18 protein-coding genes are annotated in these 18,386 nt (G+C 62.5%); 8 read left to right on the forward strand and 10 right to left on the reverse strand.

What is annotated here, in order from left to right; genetic code table 11:
- Nucleotides 1–5 precede the first annotated feature (5 nt).
- The gene (locus tag ACFO5X_RS02670) at nt 6–1,046 is read left to right on the forward strand and encodes an NADP-dependent oxidoreductase (protein WP_380715625.1); all 1,041 of its coding nucleotides are present in this window, start codon (nt 6–8) and stop codon (nt 1,044–1,046) included.
- A gap of 43 nt (nt 1,047–1,089) precedes the next feature.
- Here ACFO5X_RS02670 and ACFO5X_RS02675 read toward each other — a convergent pair whose 3' ends face one another.
- Both ACFO5X_RS02675 and ACFO5X_RS02680 read right to left on the reverse strand, forming a co-directional pair.
- Nucleotides 1,090–2,058, reverse strand: a complete 969-nt coding sequence (locus ACFO5X_RS02675) for a ketopantoate reductase family protein (protein WP_380715628.1) — start codon at nt 2,056–2,058, stop codon at nt 1,090–1,092.
- The gene (locus ACFO5X_RS02680; RefSeq protein ID WP_380715630.1) at nt 2,058–2,963 is read right to left on the reverse strand and encodes a LysR family transcriptional regulator; all 906 of its coding nucleotides are present in this window, start codon (nt 2,961–2,963) and stop codon (nt 2,058–2,060) included. Before ACFO5X_RS02680 ends, ACFO5X_RS02675 begins: the two co-directional genes overlap by 1 nt.
- A 95-nt stretch (nt 2,964–3,058) precedes the next feature.
- Here ACFO5X_RS02680 and metF point away from each other — a divergent pair, with 95 nt between their 5' ends.
- Nucleotides 3,059–3,925: a methylenetetrahydrofolate reductase [NAD(P)H] gene (gene metF / locus ACFO5X_RS02685; RefSeq protein WP_380715631.1), complete on the forward strand. Its 867-nt coding sequence runs from the start codon at nt 3,059–3,061 to the stop codon at nt 3,923–3,925.
- Between the two features lie 199 nt (nt 3,926–4,124).
- The gene (locus ACFO5X_RS02690; protein WP_380715633.1) at nt 4,125–5,372 is read left to right on the forward strand and encodes a cation:proton antiporter; all 1,248 of its coding nucleotides are present in this window, start codon (nt 4,125–4,127) and stop codon (nt 5,370–5,372) included.
- A gap of 2 nt (nt 5,373–5,374) precedes the next feature.
- Here the strand turns inward: ACFO5X_RS02690 and ACFO5X_RS02695 are convergent, their stop codons facing one another.
- The 5 genes from ACFO5X_RS02695 to ACFO5X_RS02715 form a co-directional block, all read right to left on the reverse strand.
- Nucleotides 5,375–6,886 (reverse strand): YifB family Mg chelatase-like AAA ATPase, encoded by a 1,512-nt coding sequence (locus ACFO5X_RS02695; RefSeq protein ID WP_380715635.1) that lies wholly within the window; start codon nt 6,884–6,886, stop codon nt 5,375–5,377.
- Nucleotides 6,887–6,997: 111 nt separating this feature from the next.
- The gene (gene hisG / locus ACFO5X_RS02700) at nt 6,998–7,702 is read right to left on the reverse strand and encodes an ATP phosphoribosyltransferase (RefSeq protein ID WP_380715637.1); all 705 of its coding nucleotides are present in this window, start codon (nt 7,700–7,702) and stop codon (nt 6,998–7,000) included.
- Nucleotides 7,699–8,784 (reverse strand): ATP phosphoribosyltransferase regulatory subunit, encoded by a 1,086-nt coding sequence (locus ACFO5X_RS02705; protein ID WP_380715639.1) that lies wholly within the window; start codon nt 8,782–8,784, stop codon nt 7,699–7,701. Before ACFO5X_RS02705 ends, hisG begins: the two co-directional genes overlap by 4 nt.
- Nucleotides 8,781–10,271 (reverse strand): histidine--tRNA ligase, encoded by a 1,491-nt coding sequence (gene hisS, locus ACFO5X_RS02710; RefSeq protein WP_380715641.1) that lies wholly within the window; start codon nt 10,269–10,271, stop codon nt 8,781–8,783. Before hisS ends, ACFO5X_RS02705 begins: the two co-directional genes overlap by 4 nt.
- A gap of 74 nt (nt 10,272–10,345) precedes the next feature.
- Complete coding sequence (locus tag ACFO5X_RS02715) at nt 10,346–10,930, reverse strand: TetR/AcrR family transcriptional regulator (protein WP_380715643.1); 585 nt, start codon at nt 10,928–10,930, stop codon at nt 10,346–10,348.
- A 9-nt stretch (nt 10,931–10,939) separates the two neighbouring features.
- Here ACFO5X_RS02715 and ACFO5X_RS02720 point away from each other — a divergent pair, with 9 nt between their 5' ends.
- The 3 genes from ACFO5X_RS02720 (at nt 10,940) to ACFO5X_RS02730 (ending at nt 13,526) form a co-directional block, all read left to right on the forward strand.
- On the forward strand, nt 10,940–11,350 hold the full coding sequence (locus tag ACFO5X_RS02720; protein WP_380715645.1) for a darcynin family protein: 411 nt from the start codon (nt 10,940–10,942) through the stop codon (nt 11,348–11,350).
- Nucleotides 11,351–11,490: 140 nt separating this feature from the next.
- Complete coding sequence (locus tag ACFO5X_RS02725; RefSeq protein ID WP_380715646.1) at nt 11,491–12,168, forward strand: response regulator transcription factor; 678 nt, start codon at nt 11,491–11,493, stop codon at nt 12,166–12,168.
- Nucleotides 12,165–13,526, forward strand: a complete 1,362-nt coding sequence (locus tag ACFO5X_RS02730; RefSeq protein WP_380715648.1) for an ATP-binding protein — start codon at nt 12,165–12,167, stop codon at nt 13,524–13,526. Before ACFO5X_RS02725 ends, ACFO5X_RS02730 begins: the two co-directional genes overlap by 4 nt.
- 19 nt (nt 13,527–13,545) lie before the next feature.
- On the opposite strand, the gene ACFO5X_RS02735 is transcribed toward ACFO5X_RS02730, so the two are convergent.
- Genes ACFO5X_RS02735 through ACFO5X_RS02745 form a run of 3 tightly spaced genes read right to left on the reverse strand, consistent with a single transcriptional unit; the run spans nt 13,546 to nt 15,544 of the window.
- Nucleotides 13,546–14,208, reverse strand: a complete 663-nt coding sequence (locus tag ACFO5X_RS02735) for an aspartate/glutamate racemase family protein (protein ID WP_380715650.1) — start codon at nt 14,206–14,208, stop codon at nt 13,546–13,548.
- Entirely contained in the window at nt 14,205–14,855 is a 651-nt protein-coding gene (locus ACFO5X_RS02740) for a flavin reductase family protein (RefSeq protein WP_380715651.1), read from the reverse strand. Before ACFO5X_RS02740 ends, ACFO5X_RS02735 begins: the two co-directional genes overlap by 4 nt.
- Nucleotides 14,855–15,544 (reverse strand): GntR family transcriptional regulator, encoded by a 690-nt coding sequence (locus ACFO5X_RS02745; RefSeq protein WP_380715653.1) that lies wholly within the window; start codon nt 15,542–15,544, stop codon nt 14,855–14,857. Before ACFO5X_RS02745 ends, ACFO5X_RS02740 begins: the two co-directional genes overlap by 1 nt.
- A gap of 251 nt (nt 15,545–15,795) precedes the next feature.
- On the opposite strand from ACFO5X_RS02745, the gene ACFO5X_RS02750 reads away from it, so the two are divergent.
- Together ACFO5X_RS02750 and ACFO5X_RS02755 are read left to right on the forward strand one after the other, a co-directional pair.
- The gene (locus ACFO5X_RS02750; protein ID WP_380715655.1) at nt 15,796–17,361 is read left to right on the forward strand and encodes an ABC transporter substrate-binding protein; all 1,566 of its coding nucleotides are present in this window, start codon (nt 15,796–15,798) and stop codon (nt 17,359–17,361) included.
- Between the two features lie 52 nt (nt 17,362–17,413).
- Nucleotides 17,414–18,385 carry an ABC transporter permease gene (locus ACFO5X_RS02755; protein ID WP_380715656.1) on the forward strand — a complete coding sequence of 324 codons (972 nt, stop codon included), beginning with the start codon at nt 17,414–17,416 and terminating at the stop codon, nt 18,383–18,385.
- Nucleotide 18,386 lies beyond the last annotated feature (1 nt).

Consider the following 18,386-nt stretch of genomic DNA (forward strand, 5'->3'; position numbering starts at 1 on the left):
CCCCGATGTCGGAACAGATGCAGCGTATTGTTCTAGCGAGCCGCCCGGATGGCGCACCAACGGCGGACAACTTCCGCCTTGAAAGCGCTTCGATTCCCCAACCCGCCGACGGCGAGGTTCTGGTCCGCGTGCATTACATGTCGCTCGACCCCTATATGCGCGGACGGATGGATGACGCAAAATCCTACGCCGCGCCGGTTCCCGTGGGCGGCACGATGGAGGCCGGTGCGGTGGGAGAGGTGATTGCCTCGAACAGCCCGGCCTTCAAACCTGGAGAATACGCGTTTGGGATGTTCGGATGGGCGACGCACGGATGCCTCAAGGCCAACCTGTTGCGCAAGGTGGATCCCGCGCAGCTTCCCATCACCACGTCGCTTGGCGTTCTGGGTATGCCCGGCTTTACCGGCTGGTTCGGCCTGACGGAATTCGGACGTCCCAAGGCCGGAGAGACATTGGTGGTTGCTGCCGCCACAGGACCAGTCGGATCGATGGTCGGTCAGGTGGCAAAGAGCCTGGGGCTGCGCGCCGTCGGCATCGCGGGCGGAGGAGACAAATGCAAACTCGCGGTGGAAACCTTCGGGTTCGACGCCTGTCTCGATCACCGCGCGTATGCGACGGCAGGGGACCTGAGGGAGGCGCTGGCCGCCGAATGCCCCAGGGGGATCGACGTCTATTACGAGAATGTGGGTGGCAAGGTGCTGGCGGCAGTGATGCCGCTGATGAACCCTCATGCGCGCATCCCGATCTGTGGCATGATCTCGTGGTACAACGCCGGAGGCCTAGGCGCCGGTGCGGCAGACGCAGACATCACGGCCCCCGCCATCTGGCGAAACATCCTGGTCAAGTTTCTGTCAGTGAATGGTTTTATCATCTCGAACCATTTCGACCGCTTCCCCCAGTTCATGACCCAGGTGGCGCCAAAGGTTGCAAGCGGAGAGATCGCCTATGTCGAAGATATCGCCGAGGGCCTGGAAAATGCACCGGCGGCCTTCATGTCGATGCTCAAAGGCGGGAATATGGGCAAACAGATCGTCAAGGTGATCTGAGCGGTCACGTTTCCTGGCGGCTTCCATAGGGGAGCCGCCACGGTCACAGCCCCAGCGCCCGGGCCACTTCAGCCTCTTCAAGATGGCCTGGCGCCTTTCCCTCGCGAAGCAGCCGGTCGGCTAGACGGCAGAACCAGCTGTTCACCGGAGTCGGGACGCCGTGCCTCGCCCCAAGCATGACGATTTCGCCGTTAAGATAATCGGTCTCGACCGATCCCGTTCCACGCGCCAGACTTTGCGACGTCGAACTGCCGGCGCGCCGTGCGCCGGCAACGTCGGTGATCTGCATCAGCCCCTCGCGGCGCGTGTCCGAGGCAGAGACATCGCGCCAGCCTATTTCGGCGGCCTTCAGAACGGCTTCGCCCTCGGCCTTCAGGAGCGGCGCGATCCGCTTGAACAGCGCGCCGCGCCCGATCGCGGCCTCAAGGACGTTGTGAAGGTTCAGAAGCAGCTTGCCGTATTTGCTACCCATCACGTCGTCACTCACAAAGGCTGCGAAATTTGCCGTGTTCAGCGCTTCGGCCAGCGCCTGATCTGCCTCGTCATGTCCGGCCGGCCAGCGCCCGATATCGAAGATACCCCATCGCGGGGCGCCGAAAACAACGGTTTCACCCGGCACCAAGTAATCGGCTGGCATCATCACCGTGATGCCATGCACATTGGGGAAACTGCGCGCCGCAAGCTGCTCGTTGGCGACGCCGTTCTGGGCGCAAAACAGCGGCTGATCGGTCATCCCAGCAAGGCGCAATTGCGACAGGGCTGATGCGCTGTCCTGCGACTTGACCGTGAGCACGACCAGGTCGTCGGGGCGCAATTGGGCTTCTGAAGGGTCGGCATAACAGGGGAAATGCGCGAAATGCGAGCCGTCGGGCGTGCGCAGGTGCAGCCCGTTGGCGCGGATGGCTGCGAGCTGTGCGCCACGCGCGATTCCTGCGACCTCGATCCCGGCCAGCGACAGCCCCGCCGCCAGCGTGCCGCCTACGGCTCCGATCCCCACGATCACGATTCGCATCAAGCGGCCTGCAACTTGCGCGCTTCGGTGCGTGCCAAACCGATCAGTTCCTTCATGAAGGGCTTCTCCCTGTCCTCGCTGCGGATCGCCGCATAGAGGCGCCGCATGATCCCTTTTTCCGTTAGCGGTCGGGTCACATAGTCCGAGGAATACTTGACCTCCCGCACCACCCAGTCGGGTAGCACCGCGACACCGCGGTTCGAGGCCACCAATAACAGGATCACCGCAGTCAGTTCCACCTGGCGGATCGCGGCCGGCTCCACCTTGGCGGGAATCAGCAGCTGACTGAAGACGTCAAGGCGGGTGCGCTCGACCGGATAGGTGATCAGAGTTTCGCCCCGAAAATCCGCCGCTTCGACAAATGGCTTTGCCGCTAACGGGTGATGTGACGAGGCGACAAAAACGGGTGCATAGTCGAAGAGTTCGATGAACTCGATACCCGGTAATTCCTCGGGGTCGGAAGAGACGACAAGATCCACCTCTTCCTTCTGCAGCGCCGGCAAGGCGTCAAAGGCAAGGCCGGGGCGAATGTCGACGTCTACATCGGCCCAGCTCTTCCGGAACCCTTCGAGCACCGGGAACAGCCATTCGAAGCAGGCGTGGCATTCGATTGCGATATGCATCCGACCTGTCTTTCCGTCGCGCAGGTTTGAAAATTCGGCCAGGGTCGCCTCGACCTGGGGCAGAATCTGTTCGGCCAGACGCAGCAGACGGTATCCTGCGGGCGAAAGAGTCATGGGTTTGGACCGTCGGACGAAAAGTTCGACCCCCGCCTGTTCCTCCAGGCCCTTGATCTGATGGGAAAGCGCGCTTTGGGTGATGTTCAACTGATCGGCGGCCCGCGCCAGCCCACCGGCCTCGTGAATGGCCTTTATGGTGCGCAGATGGCGGAATTCGAGGTGCATCCTGCAGCTCTCCTCATGTTGTTCTTGAGTATTATGAAATTGTCTCACACGAAAGCACGTGCAACAAGGGATCAAATCTCAAGGATCTGTTCACGATGACCACGCCCGCCGTTTCCTTCGAATTCTTCCCGCCCCAGACGCTCGAAGCGTCGTTCCGCCTCTGGGATACCGTGCAGACACTTGCTCCCCTCGATCCCCGTTTCGTTTCAGTGACCTACGGCGCCGGTGGCACGACACGGGACCTGACACGCGACGCTGTGGCGACGCTGCACAAATCCTCGGGTTTGAATGTGGCGGCCCATCTGACCTGTGTAAACGCTTCGCGCGAGGAGACCCTGGCGATTGCGAAAGGCTTCGCCGAGGCCGGGGTGAAGGAAATCGTGGCACTCCGCGGCGACCCGCCGAAGGGTTCGGGCGGCTTTGTCGCGCATCCCGACGGTTTCGCCAATTCCGTCGAGTTGATCCGCGCGCTGGCGGCCAGTGGTGATTTTACCATTCGTGTCGGTGCCTATCCGGATCCGCATCCCGAAGCAGCGAATGCCCAGTCCGATATCGACTGGCTGAAGGCGAAGCTGGACGCCGGCGCAACCGAGGCGCTGACCCAGTTCTTCTTCGAGGCCGAAACCTTCCTCCGGTTTCGCGATGCCTGCGCCAAGGCCGGGATCGACAAGGCGATCACTCCAGGCATCCTGCCGATCGAGAACTGGAAAGGCGCGTCTAACTTTGCCCGCCGCTGCGGCACAAAGATCCCGGCCTGGGTGGAAGAGGCTTTCGAGAAGGCGATACGCGACGACCGGCACGACCTGCTGGCCACGTCGCTATGCACGGAACTCTGCTCGGACCTGTTGGAGGAAGGAGTGGAGTCGCTGCACTTCTATACCCTGAACCGCCCCGAGATGACCCGGGACGTCTGTCACGCGCTGGGGATCGTTCCGCGTGCGCGGCTGGAGAAAGTGGCCTGACCGGTTTGCTGCACCCAAAACACTGGCCCGCCCTGCAACGCCGCGCTGTGCGCGGCGTTGTTTTCATTTAGGCAGGCATCACGCAACGCACTGGATTGGCAGCGGGATCGCCTTTACCTTCCGCCCAATCAGTTTACGTCGTGCCGTCACGCCCTCTGGGCCTCCATATCTCAGCCATACAGCCAGGAGATCCCTCTGAATGTCCGACGAACCCTTCTTTGGGCTCAGTTCCTACCATTTTCTCCTGGCCGCGATTGGCATGATCATCATCCTCGCGCGATGGTTGCCGCGCCTGGTATCGAACAGGGAGCCAGCGGCGGCGCCGTTGATGCTGATCTTCGGGGCTGCACTGGGACTTCTGGCTCCCGATATCCAACTTCTGCCGGACCCGCGAGAGCATCCGCACCCTTGGGAACTGGTCAGCGAGATTGCCGTCATCGTGGCGCTGTTCGGCTCGGGGATGCGAATCGACGATCTCCAGAACTGGAAGACCTGGCGCCCCACCTTTCGGATGCTGGTCATCGCGATGCCGCTGACCATCGGATCTCTGGCTTTGCTCGGTTCCGGCATCGCTGGCATGACCATCGCCGGCGCGATCCTGCTCGGGGCGGTTCTGGCCCCAACCGATCCGGTCCTGGCCGCTGACGTGCAGGTTGGCCCCCCTCAGGAAGGCAAGGAGCATCCTGTGCGCTTCACCCTCACCACCGAGGCCGCGCTGAATGACGGACTGGCCTTCCCCTTCGTCTATCTCGGCCTGATTGTCGCGGCACAGGGATTTGCACCGAGCCATTGGTTCGTGGATTGGCTGGCGCTGGACGTCATCTATCGCATTGTTGTCGGAACCGTCATGGGGTGGCTTGGCGGCAAGGCTCTGGGATATGTCCTGTTCCGCATCCCAAAGGACGCTGCGCTGGCCGAAACCGGTTCCGGTGTCATCGCCATTGCCGGCGTATTCCTTTGTTATGGGTCAACAGAGCTGGCGGAAGGATACGGTTTCATCGCAGTGGCGATGCTGGGATTGACCCTTCGCCGGGTCGAACACGAGCACAAGTTTCACCGCCGGCTGCATGATTTCTCGGAATCGGTCGAGCACGCGGCGACTGCGGGTCTGCTTGTGGCGCTTGGGTCTGTGATGCCCCTTCTGTTTCAGGATTTGGCCTGGTCGCATGTCCTCATGGCGGTGATGCTCCTTCTGGTGATCCGGCCGCTATCGGGGTGGATCGCGCTGGCCGGCCTCGGAATGAATCGGGCAGACCGCGCGATCATCGCGGTTTACGGCGTCCGGGGCATCGGATCGATCTATTACCTCTGCTACGCGGGATCGCACATGGAGTTCATGGATGAGCCGTCTCTGTGGTCTCTGGTCGCCCTTGTGATTCTGATCTCGACCATCCTTCACGGCTTCAGCGTCGGCTGGGCAATGATGCAGTCGTCTTCAGAATCCTGACCTTACAGGGCCATTTGCGCGAGGCGGAAGCTGAGAGCCTCGGCGACATGGGGCCGACGCACCCTCTCCTCGCCTGCAAGGTCGGCGATGGTGCGCGCGACGCGCAGCACCCGGTGATACCCGCGCGCCGAGAGACCGAAGCGTTCGGCCACCTTGGTTAGCAGCGCGCGGCCTTCGGTGTCCGGCGCGGCGATTGCCTCCAGCAGTTCGCCCTCTGCATCAGCATTCTGGAATGTTCCGGGATGATCAGCATAGCGACGCGCCTGCACCGCGCGGGCGGCGGCGACGCGACTGGCAACCATGGCCGATGTGTCGCCAGTGGCGGGAAGGTCAAGGTCCGTGAAGGCCACTGGCGGCACGTCGAGCCGAAGGTCGAAACGGTCCATCAGCGGCCCGGAAATGCGGCCAAGGTAATCTTCGCCACAGGCCGGTACCCGCGCACAGGCCCGCGCCGGATCGGAGAGGTAGCCGCATTTGCACGGATTCGCGGCCGCCACGAGCATGAAGCGACAGGGATACTTCACATGGGCGTTGGCTCGAGCGACCACCACCTCCCCTGTCTCTATGGGTTGACGCAGCGTTTCGAGGACGGTGCGCGGGAATTCGGGGAATTCATCCATGAACAGTACCCCGTTGTGTGCCAGGCTGATTTCGCCCGGACGCGCGCCGCGCCCGCCGCCGACTATGGCGGCCATAGAGGCAGTGTGGTGCGGCTCCCGGAACGGGCGGGTTCGATTGATGCCCCCTTCGTCCAGCAGCCCGCAGAGGGATTGGATCATCGATGTTTCCAGCGCTTCCGCCGCCGTCAGAGGCGGCAGGATGCCCGGAATGCGCGCGGCCAGCATGGATTTCCCCGAGCCGGGGGTGCCCACCATCATCAGGTGGTGTCGTCCGGCGGCCGCGATTTCCAGCCCCCGCTTGGCGCGTTCCTGCCCTTTCACGTCGCGCAGATCGGGGCCGGAATACGTGGCGACCACCTCTCCCGGCTCGGCCGGAGGCACCACAGCCTGGCCCGTAAAATGGCGCACGACATCGCCCAGCGAGTCGACCGCAATCACCTGGGTGGCGCCGACCCAAGCGGCCTCTGCCCCCGAGGCGCGGGGGCAGAGCAGAATGCGGTCCTCCTCGGCCGCGCAAAGCGCCGCGGGCAGCGCTCCCAGCACCGGGACCAGCGAGGCGTCTAGAGAGAGTTCGCCCAGCGCCACAGTGGCCTCGGCCGCGTCGGGCGGCACGATGTCCAGCGCCGCAAGCAGGGCAAGGGCAATAGGCAGATCGAAATGACTGCCTTCCTTGGGCAGATCGGCCGGAGAGAGATTCACCGTGATGCGCTTGGAGGGCAGCGCGACGGCCAGCGCGTTCAGGGCACTGCGCACCCTGTCGCGCGCCTCGGATACGGCCTTGTCGGGAAGGCCGACGACAGTGAAGGCGGGCAAACCCGGAGCGACTGCACATTGCACTTCGACCAGCCGCGCCTGCACGCCCTGGAAGGCGACCGTATAGGCACGCGCGACCATTCCTGCTCCACGAATGTGGTTAACGCGTCCATCAGTAGCGGGCCAAGTGTTTAGGAAGTGTTAACGGCACACCGCAACAGCGAAGGTGCGGCCTCTTCGCGCAGCCGGTTCTCAGCCGTTCGGCGTCTCCCCGATACGCGCCAGAAGTTGGGCGAGGGCTGTCTCGTCTTCGGACGTGTAGAACGCGCTTCGACTTTGCCACAGGGTTGCCTGACTCTGCAGGATCAAGCCGTCGGTGAGGATCTTGAGATGGTTGGCGCGCAGCGTTTCGCCCGAGGACGTAATGTCCGCGATGGCTTCTGCGGTCTCATTCTTCACCGTGCCCTCTGTGGCGCCCTGGCTGTCGACCAGCGCGTAATCCGCCACCCCTGCCCGCTGCAGGAATTCGCGGGTCAGCCGGTGATATTTGGTCGCGATACGCAGGCGATAGCCGTGCCGGGCGCGGAAGGCCGCGGCAGCCGCATCAAGATCGTCGAGCGTATCGACATCGACCCACAGACGCGGCACGGCCAGCACCAGGTCGGCATGGCCAAAACCCAGAGGCGCAAGCTCGACCAGCTGCGACCGCCAGAGCGCAAGTTTCTCGTGGATCAGGTCGGTGCCGGTGACACCAAGGTGAATGCGTCCGGCTGCCAGCTCGCGCGGTACTTCGCCGGCCGAGAGAAGCACCAGGGCGATACCGTCAACCCCCGTTACCGCGCCGGCGTATTCCCGGTCGGATCCGGTGCGCGACAGAGCGATCCCGTGGTCGGCGAACCAGTCGAAGGTCTTTTCCATCAAACGGCCCTTAGAGGGCACGCCCAGCTTGAGGGTCATGTGCGCGCCTCCAGCTGCAGCATCAGGCCAGGGCGCAGAACGCCCCCAACCGCCGGGATTTCCGAGCCATTGCCCAACCTGCGTGTCAGGGCGTCATAACGTCCACCGGTCGCGACCGCAGGGAGATCGTCGCGGCCCGGCGCGTAGAAGCCGAACACAAAGCCGTCGTAATATTCCATCGAGGTTCGCCCATAACTCGCCTCGAACTCCAGTGTCGCCGTGTCGATGCCGCGAACGTCGAGGGCGGCAAGGCGCGCGCGTGTGCGGTCCAGCGCGGGACGGATCGAAGGAAGGTCGCCAGACAGTGTCTCTATCTGGTCAAGCGCCTCCGGCGCCGGCCCACGAACCCTGGCAAGCGTCTCGAGCGCGGCCAGTTGCGCTCCGCCCAGCGGCGGGGACACCGCATCCTCTCGCAGGGCAGCAATGCGGAGTTCGATTTCGTCACGGGTTCGCACGCCGATTTCCGGGCCGACGTCAGCAAAAGGATTGGCAGCAGACAACAGGGCGGACCGCGTCGGCGGTATTGGGGTGCGACCGGCGAAACGATCCAGCAGCGCGCGAAAGCGTCTCGGCCGCCAGATGTGGCGCATCAGGGCAGCCTTGCGCGCGTCGGTGGTGTCAAGACCGGCAACAGCAGCCATCAGGATCCCAATGTCGCCGGTTGCAGCGCGCAGGTTCAGGCCCCTGAGCACCTCTTCAAACAGCGCGAAGACCTCGGCATCGGCTGCGGCGGTGTCGGTACGGTCGAAAACCTCGTAGCCGACCTGAATGTACTCGTTGGCACGATCGGCGTCGGTTTCCTGCCGGCGGAAAACCTCGCCGGCATAGGTATAGCGCGCTGGTTCTGCCCCCTGTGCCATATGCATCTGAACGACGGGCACAGTGAAGTCCGGGCGCAGCATCTGTTCGCCGCGCAGCGCGTCAGATGTGACATAGGCGCGGGCGCGGATATCCTCGCCATACAGGTCGAGCAGCAGTTCAGCGGGCTGCAGGATCGGCGTCTCGACCGTCAGCGCGCCTTCTCGCTCGAAGCGCTCGCGCAGGGCCGCCGCGCGCGCCAGGACCTCGGCGCGCGCTGTCATCCGTCCTGCCCGTCCAGAATTGCGCGGACCTTTTCAACCAGCTCCGAGCGCTGAACCTCGTATTGGCTCGGACGGTCCTTCCATTCTTCCAGCGTGGCGTTCTCGGCGATCTTCGCGCCGAGGATCAGGTCCTTGATCTGCACCTTGCCGGCATCAAATTCATCACCCCCGGCAATAACTGCGACCGGGCTGTTGCGACGGTCCGCGTATTTGAGCTGGTTGCCGAAGTTCTTCGGGTTGCCGAGATAGACCTCGGCACGAATACCGGCGTTGCGCAGTTCGGCGACCATCGCCTGGTAGTCGGCCATGCGGTCGCGGTCCATCACGGTCACGACGACTGGCCCATGTTCGACCGTCGACATTCGCCCCTTGGCATGCAGTGCCGCCAACAACCGATCGACCCCGATCGAAATGCCCGTGGCCGGAACTTCCTGCCCGGTGAAGCGCTTGACCAGATCGTCATACCGCCCGCCCCCGGCAACTGATCCGAACTGGCGCTTGCGGCCCTTTTCGTCGAGGATCTCAAAGGTCAGCTCGGCCTCGAAGACCGGGCCGGTGTAATAGCCGAGGCCCCGGACGACCGAGGGATCGATGACGATGCGATCGGGGCCGTAGCCTTGCGCCGCGAGGAGGGTGGAGATTTGATCGAGTTCATCCACCCCGGCCGCCCCGATCTCGCTGCCGCCGACGGCCCTGCGCAAGTTGGCGAGCGTGAACCCATTGTCGAACCCCTTGGAGGTCAGAAAAGCGACCACCGGATCCGACTGTAATGCGCTCAGTCCCACACCGTCGATGTAGGCTCCGGAGTCGTCGAGCCGGCCCTTGCCGAGCAGCTCGCGCACGCCGGCCTCACCAACCTTGTCGAACTTGTCGATGGTGCGCAGAACGGCCGCGCGCTGGTGTTCGTCGGAAAGGCCCATGCTCTCCAACACCCCGTTCAACACCTTCCGGTTGTTCACCCGGATCAGATAGTCGCCGCGCGCGATCCCCACCGCTTCCAGAGTATCCGCCAGCATAGCGCAGATCTCGGCGTCCGCTGCCATCGAGGCGGTGCCGACTGTATCTGCGTCGCACTGATAGAACTGCCGGAACCGCCCCGGACCCGGCTTTTCGTTCCGCCAGACCGGCCCCATCGTATAGCGGCGGTAGGGCGTCGGAAGGTCGTTCCTGTGCTGGGCATAGACGCGCGCCAGCGGCGCCGTCATGTCATATCGCAGCGCCAGCCAGTCGCCCTTCTTGTCGCCTTCCTCGGCCTCCTGCCAGGCGAAGACGCCCTCGTTGGGGCGGTCCACGTCGGGAAGGAATTTGCCCAGCGCTTCGACCGTCTCGACCGCTGAGGATTCCAAAGCGTCAAAGCCGTAGCGATGATAGACCGACGCGATGGTGCGCAGCATCTCGGCGCGATGCGTCACTTCGGCGCCAAAGTAGTCGCGGAAGCCTTTCGGCGTCTCCGCCTTGGGGCGGGGCTGCTTCTTTTCCTTGGCCATGACGGGGTCCTTGCGCATCAATTCGCCGCGCGTCTCTAGCCCATGGCCCGGCGCGGGGCAAGCGACAGGCGGTCTTATGGCGCAGCGGAGAGATAGGCGCCGACGGCCCGTAGCACTCGCTCAGCCAGCCCTTCCACCGGCAGACCGCCCTCGGCGGCCCCATTGATCAGCGCTCGGGCAATGGCGATGGCATCGAGTCTTGATGTCAGATCGAGCTTTCCAAAGGCACCTTCCAGCAGGCGTTCGGCGATTGCGGCGATCTCGCGGGTCAACGCCATGGTTTCTGCATCCAGATCCAGGCCGCGTTCCAGCCGTTCAAGCGCCAATGCCAGTGCGGGCCGGGCGAACTGGTGCCGGATGGAGGCGGCGACCATATCGGCGAGGGGGGTGGCAGAATGTTCAGGGATCGCGTGAAAATCCGCAAGCAGCAATGCCCGCTCGCGACGGATCAACTCGGCCAGAATCGACTGCTTGTCGGGATAATATTGATACAGCGTGCCGATGCTGACGCCGGCGCGCCGTGCGATGGAATTGGTATTGAACGCCTCGGCGCCTTCCGTCTCCAGAATGCGAGCCGCTGCCTCGACCACGGCCTCGCAGGTCGCGCGCGACCGCGCCTGACGCGGTGTCTTTCGGGGGTTTTCCGGGACTTCGGCCATGGGATCCGGATGCGAGTTGCCGAATTGAGCAAATACTCGGATTCTTGGATTATCAGCAACCCCGATGTTTTGGAAACCGACATGACACCCCTCTCCCCTCCGCTCAGCCTGTTCGTGCTGGTGCGCGCCCTACCCGCCTGGCTGGCGCTGTCCCGCGCCGAACGTCGCCAAATCGGCGGTGCCGCACTCGCCACTTTGCCCGAAGGGCTGACCTTCCGCCAGTTCGACACAGAGGCGTTTTCTGCCATGTGTTCCGATATCTGGATGATTGAGGGCGCAACTCCGCGGTCAATCAACACCGCGATGGAACGCTTGCGCGACACCCCATTATTTTCAGTGCCCTACTTCGAATTCGTCGCCATTCTTCCCGCGCTCGAAGATGGCTGGCAGGCTTTCGAGGCCGAAGAAGCAGGTGTCTGAAAACCGCCGCCTGAATTTCTATCCTGTCAGACTGCCCCGATGTGCGTATTGTTGGTCACGGCAAACTTGCGCCCGCCGCCCTCGCGGCCGATGATGTGTCAACTAAGATTGACCTGCGCAGGCAAACGAGGCTCTGGCCCATGCGGCTCCTCTATGTGGAAGACAATGAAAAGCTGGCGCTGAACACCAGCGCCAGCCTGCGGGACAATGGATTTGCCGTGGATGTCGTATGTACCGGCCAGGACGCACTTCACGCTGCGCGTACCTATGACTACGATGCGATCGTTCTGGACCGAGGCCTGCCGGATGTGGATGGCCTTTCGTTGCTGGACGCAATCAAACGGGACAAGCCGCAGATTCCAGTGATCATTTGCACCGCTCGCGACACGCTGGATGACCGGATCGAGGGGTTGAATGCCGGATCGGACGATTATCTTGTCAAACCCTTCGCTGCTTCAGAGCTGGTGGCCCGGATCAAGGCGCTGATGCGCCGGCCCGGTCAGGCGCATGGCGTAACGATCACAGCCGGCAACATCAGTTTCGACACGGTCGACCGAACGGTGCAGATCGACAGCGAGACCGTCAAACTCACGCGCCGCGAATTGGCGCTGCTGGAGTTGTTCATGCGTAGGTCAGGCCGTGTCCTGTCGAAGGACGCCATCGAAAATGCGCTTTATAGTTTCGACGAGCCCCCGACGATGAATGCGATTGAAGTTTTGACGCACCGGCTTCGGAAGAAACTGGCCGATCACGGTGCAACGGCTGAGATCCACAACCTTCGCGGGATCGGCTATATTCTGCAGAACGTCGAACAATGAGCTTTGCCGCACAACTGGTCGGACCGGCACAGTCGCTTCGTCGCCGGCTGACCATCAATATCGTTCTGGCTCTGTTTGTAAGCATGCTGCTGGCCGCCGCCGTGCTGATCTCGGAGTTTTTCGAGCACATCGAAGAGTCCACACGCGACAATCTTTTCCTCGAAGCGCGCGAGATCCTGGGCCAAATCGACCCGTCTGCGCCCGACCTTGGACTAGACCCAAGCGCGCTGAGGTTTCGCGGCGAAACGGGCGCCTACCGCTATACGGTTTTTGACGCATCGCGCGGCGTGATTGCGGGAGGCGAGACCTCGCGCGATATCCAGGCGCAATTGGCATCGATGCGGCCAGGCCAGGCAATGGAAATCGACCTGCCGGGGGGCCGGGTGGGCGGCGCAATCCGGGAACAAGTGCAAGGCACAGAAATCTATGTAATGGCCTCCACCTTGCCGCCCGGCACAGGCGGCTCGCAGTTGCATCAGCTGATGCACGAGGTGAACGAGCAGCTTTGGTGGGTCTTGACCGGATTTGTCCTGATCCTGACTGCCGCCTGGCTGTCGACTCGTGGCACGGTTGCTTCCCTTGAAGAGCTTTCGCAGCAAGCCAATCGGATTGGCCCGCAGGACACGGACAAGCGGCTATCCCAACAGAACGTGCCGACTGAGATTCGACCGATGATCCAGGCCGTGAACAGTGCCTTCGACCGGTTGGAACAGGGATTGAACGCGCAGCGCGATTTTTCATCGAACGTCGCACATGAGGTTCGGACTCCCCTGGCGGTCCTTCGGTCAAGCATCGACCGGATTTCCGACGCCGGCATACAAGCGAGCCTTGCGGAAGACCTGTCGCGGCTGGACCGCATCTTCGAACAATTGATCGATCTGGCCCGTGCCGACGCCTCGCGCGGGTCGGGTTTCGAATCCGTGCATTTGCGTTCCGTCGTCATGGAACAGGCGGTGGAACTTGGCTCAGAAGCCGTGAAGGCCGGGCGACGTCTGGCCATCAACGGGGACACGGACTGCATCGTCACAGGCCATGCCGGGCTTTTGGGCATCGCGGTGAACAACCTTGTGCGAAACGCGCTGCACTATGCGCCGAAAGGCAGCGAAGTCGAGATTGAGGTAGTGGCTGAACCACCGGCCATCCGCGTTCTCGATTCCGGTCCCGGCGTCCCCGATGCTTTGAAAACGCGCCTTTTCGAGCGGTTCAACCGCGGGCCGTCTGCCTCGCCCAACCAAGGGTCGGGCATCGGGTTGGCGATCGTCGAGTCGGTCGCTCGGGCGCACGGCGCGACGGCCTCGGTCAGCGACCGGCCGGGTGGAGGCAGCGTTTTTGCCATCACCTGGGCAGGGGACACTTGACGAGTAACAACATGCAACGTCAGACGAGAGCCTGCTGCCCCTGTTCCATTTGCGCCAGGGCGCAGGCAAGTGTAACACCAACCTGGACCGGATCAATCACGCGCACGCCCAGCGCGCGGGACATGGCAGCGGCCCCGCCCGTCATTCCCGCGCATCCCAGCACCACCGCGTCGGCTTCGCCCAGACGCTCGCGTACGACCTGCGCGACACGGGCAAAGGCATGCGCCCGGTCTTCTTCGAAATCGAGCACGCGCACTCCGGCGGCAAAGACGCCCAAGCACTGACGGTCAAGGCCCGCGTGCCTCAGGTTTTCCTCTAGCACCGGCACTGAAGCATCGGCAGGAGTAACGACAAGAAACCTGCGTGCCGACAGAGCGGCCATGTGACAGGCCGCGGCTCCAATTCCGATTACCGGCTGGCTGAAGCGCCCACGGGCTGCATCGACCCCGGTATCGTCAAAGCACGCGATCAGCGCGGCCTCGAACTTCGCAGCGTCCAGGATGCGGATCACGCCTTTCTCGGCGAGGGCACCATCGAGCGCGCCCTCGATGGCCTCGGGCGCGTCTGGATTTCCGCATACGGTAAGGTCGAAACCGTTGGGCGCCACCAATCGGGCGGCCATATCAATACGGCTGGTCATCTCTTCGCTGGAATTGGGATTGACGACCAGCACGCGTTTCATTCGGAGGCCAGTCGCGCGGTCCACTGTGCCAGGCTGGGTGTGACGAGGTCAAAGAGGTCCCGCGTTGACGAATAGCTGTGACCGCCCATGCGCCCGACTGCGTCCAGGCCGGCCTGGTCCACATGCAGTCGATCATTCACAAGGTCGGCGCGCATATGGAGATGCAGCACTTCGCCCAGAACGATTTCGCGGGAGCGGCCGAGTGACAGAGTCATATGGCGACGACATTCCAGGGCAACCGGAGCCTCGGCGATCCAGGGGCTGATGACCGACACACCGGGGCGCGTGGCAAGACCCGCCGCCTCGACCTCGTTGACCTCGGGCGGAAAGGCGATTGCGGTGTTGTCCATCGCCTCGACCGTCTTCATGTCGACGATGTTGACGGTAAACTGCTCAGTCAGCCGGATATTTTCGGCAGTGTCCTTCATGCGCATGTCGGCATGGTTCTCAATTCCGACGGCAAGAATGGGCGGGTCGGCAGTTAGGACATTGAAAAAGCTGAAGGGCGCCGCATTGACGCGGCCGTTCGGATCGACCGTCGTGATCCAGGCAATCGGGCGCGGCACGACCGTACCGATCAACAGCTTGTATCGCTCGCGCGGCCCAAGGCTGCGAAAGTCGAAACCGGTTCGGCCGTCACCGGACATCATCCAAGATCCTTCGCGTAACGGCTGAGGATCGCGCCGACATCCGGCTCGTCGGACTCTTCGGTAAGTTGCGCCCGCGCCTGCACGGCCCCGAGGTGTTTTTCCATGATTGCGGCGGCCCTGTCGGCGTCCTGTTCGCGCAGCGCTTCCAGCAGGGCCAAGTGTTCATCGACGCCACATTCGGCCGAATGCGGGCGGCCGAAATGAGCAAGGATCAGCGACGAGCGCGATACGATCTGACTGACGTAGTCGGTGAGTGTCTTGGAACCGGTCAATTCGGCCAACAGGATATGGAACTCTCCCGCCAGCCGGATGGAAGTTGCTCCGGCCGAGGCCATGGCGCGGCGCTCTTCGCGGATATGGGATGAGAGCATGTCGATCGAGTCCTTGTTCATCCGCCGGCAGAGCCGCGAAACCACCTCACGTTCCAGCGTGCGGCGGATGTCGAAGACATCTCGGGCTTCCTCGAGGCTCGGCACAGCCACCGAGGCGCCCCGGTTCGGGCGCATCTCCACCAGGGCCTCGGACGCCAGTCGGATCAAGGCAGCACGCGCGCTGGTGCGGCTCACCCCAAAAGTGTCGCCGATCTGATCCTCGGGCAGCTTGGTGCCCGGCTTGAGCGCCTGCTCGATGATTGCGCGCCGGAGCGACGCATAGATCGCGTCGCCGCGCGTCTGTTGCGTGGACATGCTTTCGTCCTCCTAACCTCTGGGCACTTTTACCTAAGTATCCAGTGTCTCGTCAAGATGTATACGATTTTGTTGCCACAGAGTTACAATTTCGGATAGGCTTCGGACAGAATCACTGACGAATCGCGGCCTCACCCACGGGTAAACAAACAGAAGATCGTATACGAATGACCCATTAGCAGTGGGCAAACGACAGGTCGGGCCGCACAGTATTTTGGATACAACTCTAGACAGGGACCGAGACAACTTCCATGGCAAGACATCTGACAACCGCCCTCGCCTGCGCCACGGCACTTCTGCTTGCCCAAGGCGCGACTGCCGAAACATTCAGATGGGGCGCGGGGCGCGACATTGGTTCGCTAGACCCCTATTCCTATGGAGACAGCTTCACGATCAACGTGATGAACCACGTGTATGAAGCTCTCGTTCGATATGACCGCGACCTGAAACTGGAACCGGCGCTGGCCACCTCGTGGGAAATCGTGTCGCCCACGGTCTGGCGCTTCAAGCTGCGCGAGGGCGTGACCTTCCACAACGGCAATCCCTTCACCGCGGACGACGTGATTGCATCACTGACCCGCGTGAGTCACCCGAACTCGCCGCTCAAGGGCAACCTTCCTGCATACAAATCCGCCACAAAAGTTGACGACTACACCGTCGACATCGAACTCACAGGCGCCTACCCGCTTTTGCTCAACGACCTGACGAATATTCACATCTTCGACGCGGAATGGCTGAAGGAGAACAATTCGGAGGAGCCAACGGACATCGCCGCGGGGATCGAAGGTTACGCCACCTTCAATGCCAATGGCACCGGACCCTTCATTGTGGAAAGCCGTCAGCCCGAAGCAAAAACGGTCTTTGTTGTGAACCCCAATTGGTGGGACACGCCCCAGCATAACCTGACCCGGATCGAGTTTCAGCCTGTCACTTCGGCGGCAACCCGGGTGGCCGCACTGCTTTCCGGCGAGATCGACTTTACCGACAATGCACCGGTTCAGGATTTGCCGCGCCTGGCCGCCTCGCCCGACGTGAACGTGCTGGAGCGCACCGACCTGCGCACCATCTTCCTGATGTTCAACCGCCGACCGGAGCTGGCGGGCGGCGGTGCCAACCCGCTGAACGAGCTGAAAGTGCGGGAGGCGATGTATCAGGCCATCGACCTTGACCTGCTGCAACAGAAGGTGATGCGCGGCAAGTCGCGGGTTGCTGGCACGATCATCGCACCGGAGATTCCGGGCTTTACCGAAAAGCTGGACGACCGCCCCGACTATGACCCGGAAAGCGCCAAGGCGCTGCTGGCCGAAGCCGGATTCAAGGACGGTTTCTCTTTTGTCTTCAATTGTATGTCCGATGGCTATGTGAACGAAGAGCAGATTTGTCAGGCGATCACGTCGATGTGGGCCCGCATCGGGATCGAGGCCAAGCTGGATGTCGCCCCTCGCGCGGTACAAACGCCGAAGCGGACCGGCGGGCAAACCGATGTCTGGACTCTGGGCTGGGCGACACTGCCGATGCTCGACAGCTATTCCCCGCTGCTCCAGATCATCCACACCAAGGACGGCAATTCAGGTGTCTTCAACTGGGGCGGCTGGTCCTATCCGGACATCGACAAGTTGATCGGCCAGGCCGGGGTCGAACTGGACTATGACAAGCGGATGGCCCTGCAGACGGAGGCGCTCAAGATGGTCGATGACGCGGTTCTGGCCATCCCGTTGCACCAGCAACCGATGAGCTGGGCCACCTCGGGCAAAGTCGCCGAGATGCCGCAGTTTCCGGACAACAAGCCGCGCCTTTGGTTCGTCAAGATGAAGTGAGGCCGACGGGCCGGGCGTTCCGCGCCCGGCCTTTGACCACGGGAGACTTCCGATGATTGCATTCCTTCTCAAGCGGATCGCCAACGCGGTTATGGTGATGCTGGCCGTGGCGCTGTGCGCGTTCCTGATTTTCCGCTTTGTCGGTGATCCGGTCGAGATGATGCTGAATGAACAGGCGACGCAATCCGACCGCGAAGCGCTCCGTGAGAGGCTGGGTCTGAACGAGAGCGTGGCGCTTCAATTCGCGCGCTTTGTCACAAATGCCGCCCAAGGCGATTTCGGGATCTCTTACCGCAACCAGCAAGAGGTGATCGGCCTGATCGCCGAACGCTTCCCGGCGACCATGGAATTGGTGCTGGTGGCCACGGTGATTTCGCTCGCGGTCGGAATTCCTATGGGCGTCTACACGGCGATCCGGCGGGGTTCATGGCTTTCCGAAAGTTTCCAGTTCACATCCATCATCGGCGTATCGCTCCCCAGCTTTGTCGTCGGAATCGTATTGATCCTGATATTCTCGGTCACGCTGGGATGGTTTCCGGCCTTCGGGCGCGGCGAAACCGTGTCCCTGGGCTGGTGGACGACCGGATTGCTGACGCCCTCAGGTCGCGCAGCGATCATCCTTCCGGCCCTCTCCCTGTCTCTCTTTCAGATCACCTTGGTCATGCGCCTGGTCCGAGCCGAAATGCTGGAAGTCCTGCGCTCCGACTTCATCAAATTCGCCCGGGCCCGAGGCATTCCGGCCCGCACGGTCCACTTCCGTCATGCACTGCGCAACTGCCTCATGCCTGTTGTGACCATGACCGCCATGCAGATCGGCAACCTGATCGCCTTTGCGCTGGTCACCGAGACGGTGTTCCAGTGGCCCGGCATGGGCCTGCTATTCATTCAGGCTGTGACCTTCGTCGATATCCCGGTCATGGCGTCCTACCTTTGCGTCGTCTCGCTGATCTTCGTGGTGCTGAATACGCTGGTCGACATTGCCTATGCCATCATCGACCCGCGGCTGCGGGCTCAGCAGGCCTGAG

The sequence above is a fragment of the Seohaeicola nanhaiensis genome (assembly GCF_042654245.1).
Classification (GTDB): domain Bacteria; phylum Pseudomonadota; class Alphaproteobacteria; order Rhodobacterales; family Rhodobacteraceae; genus Seohaeicola_A; species Seohaeicola_A nanhaiensis.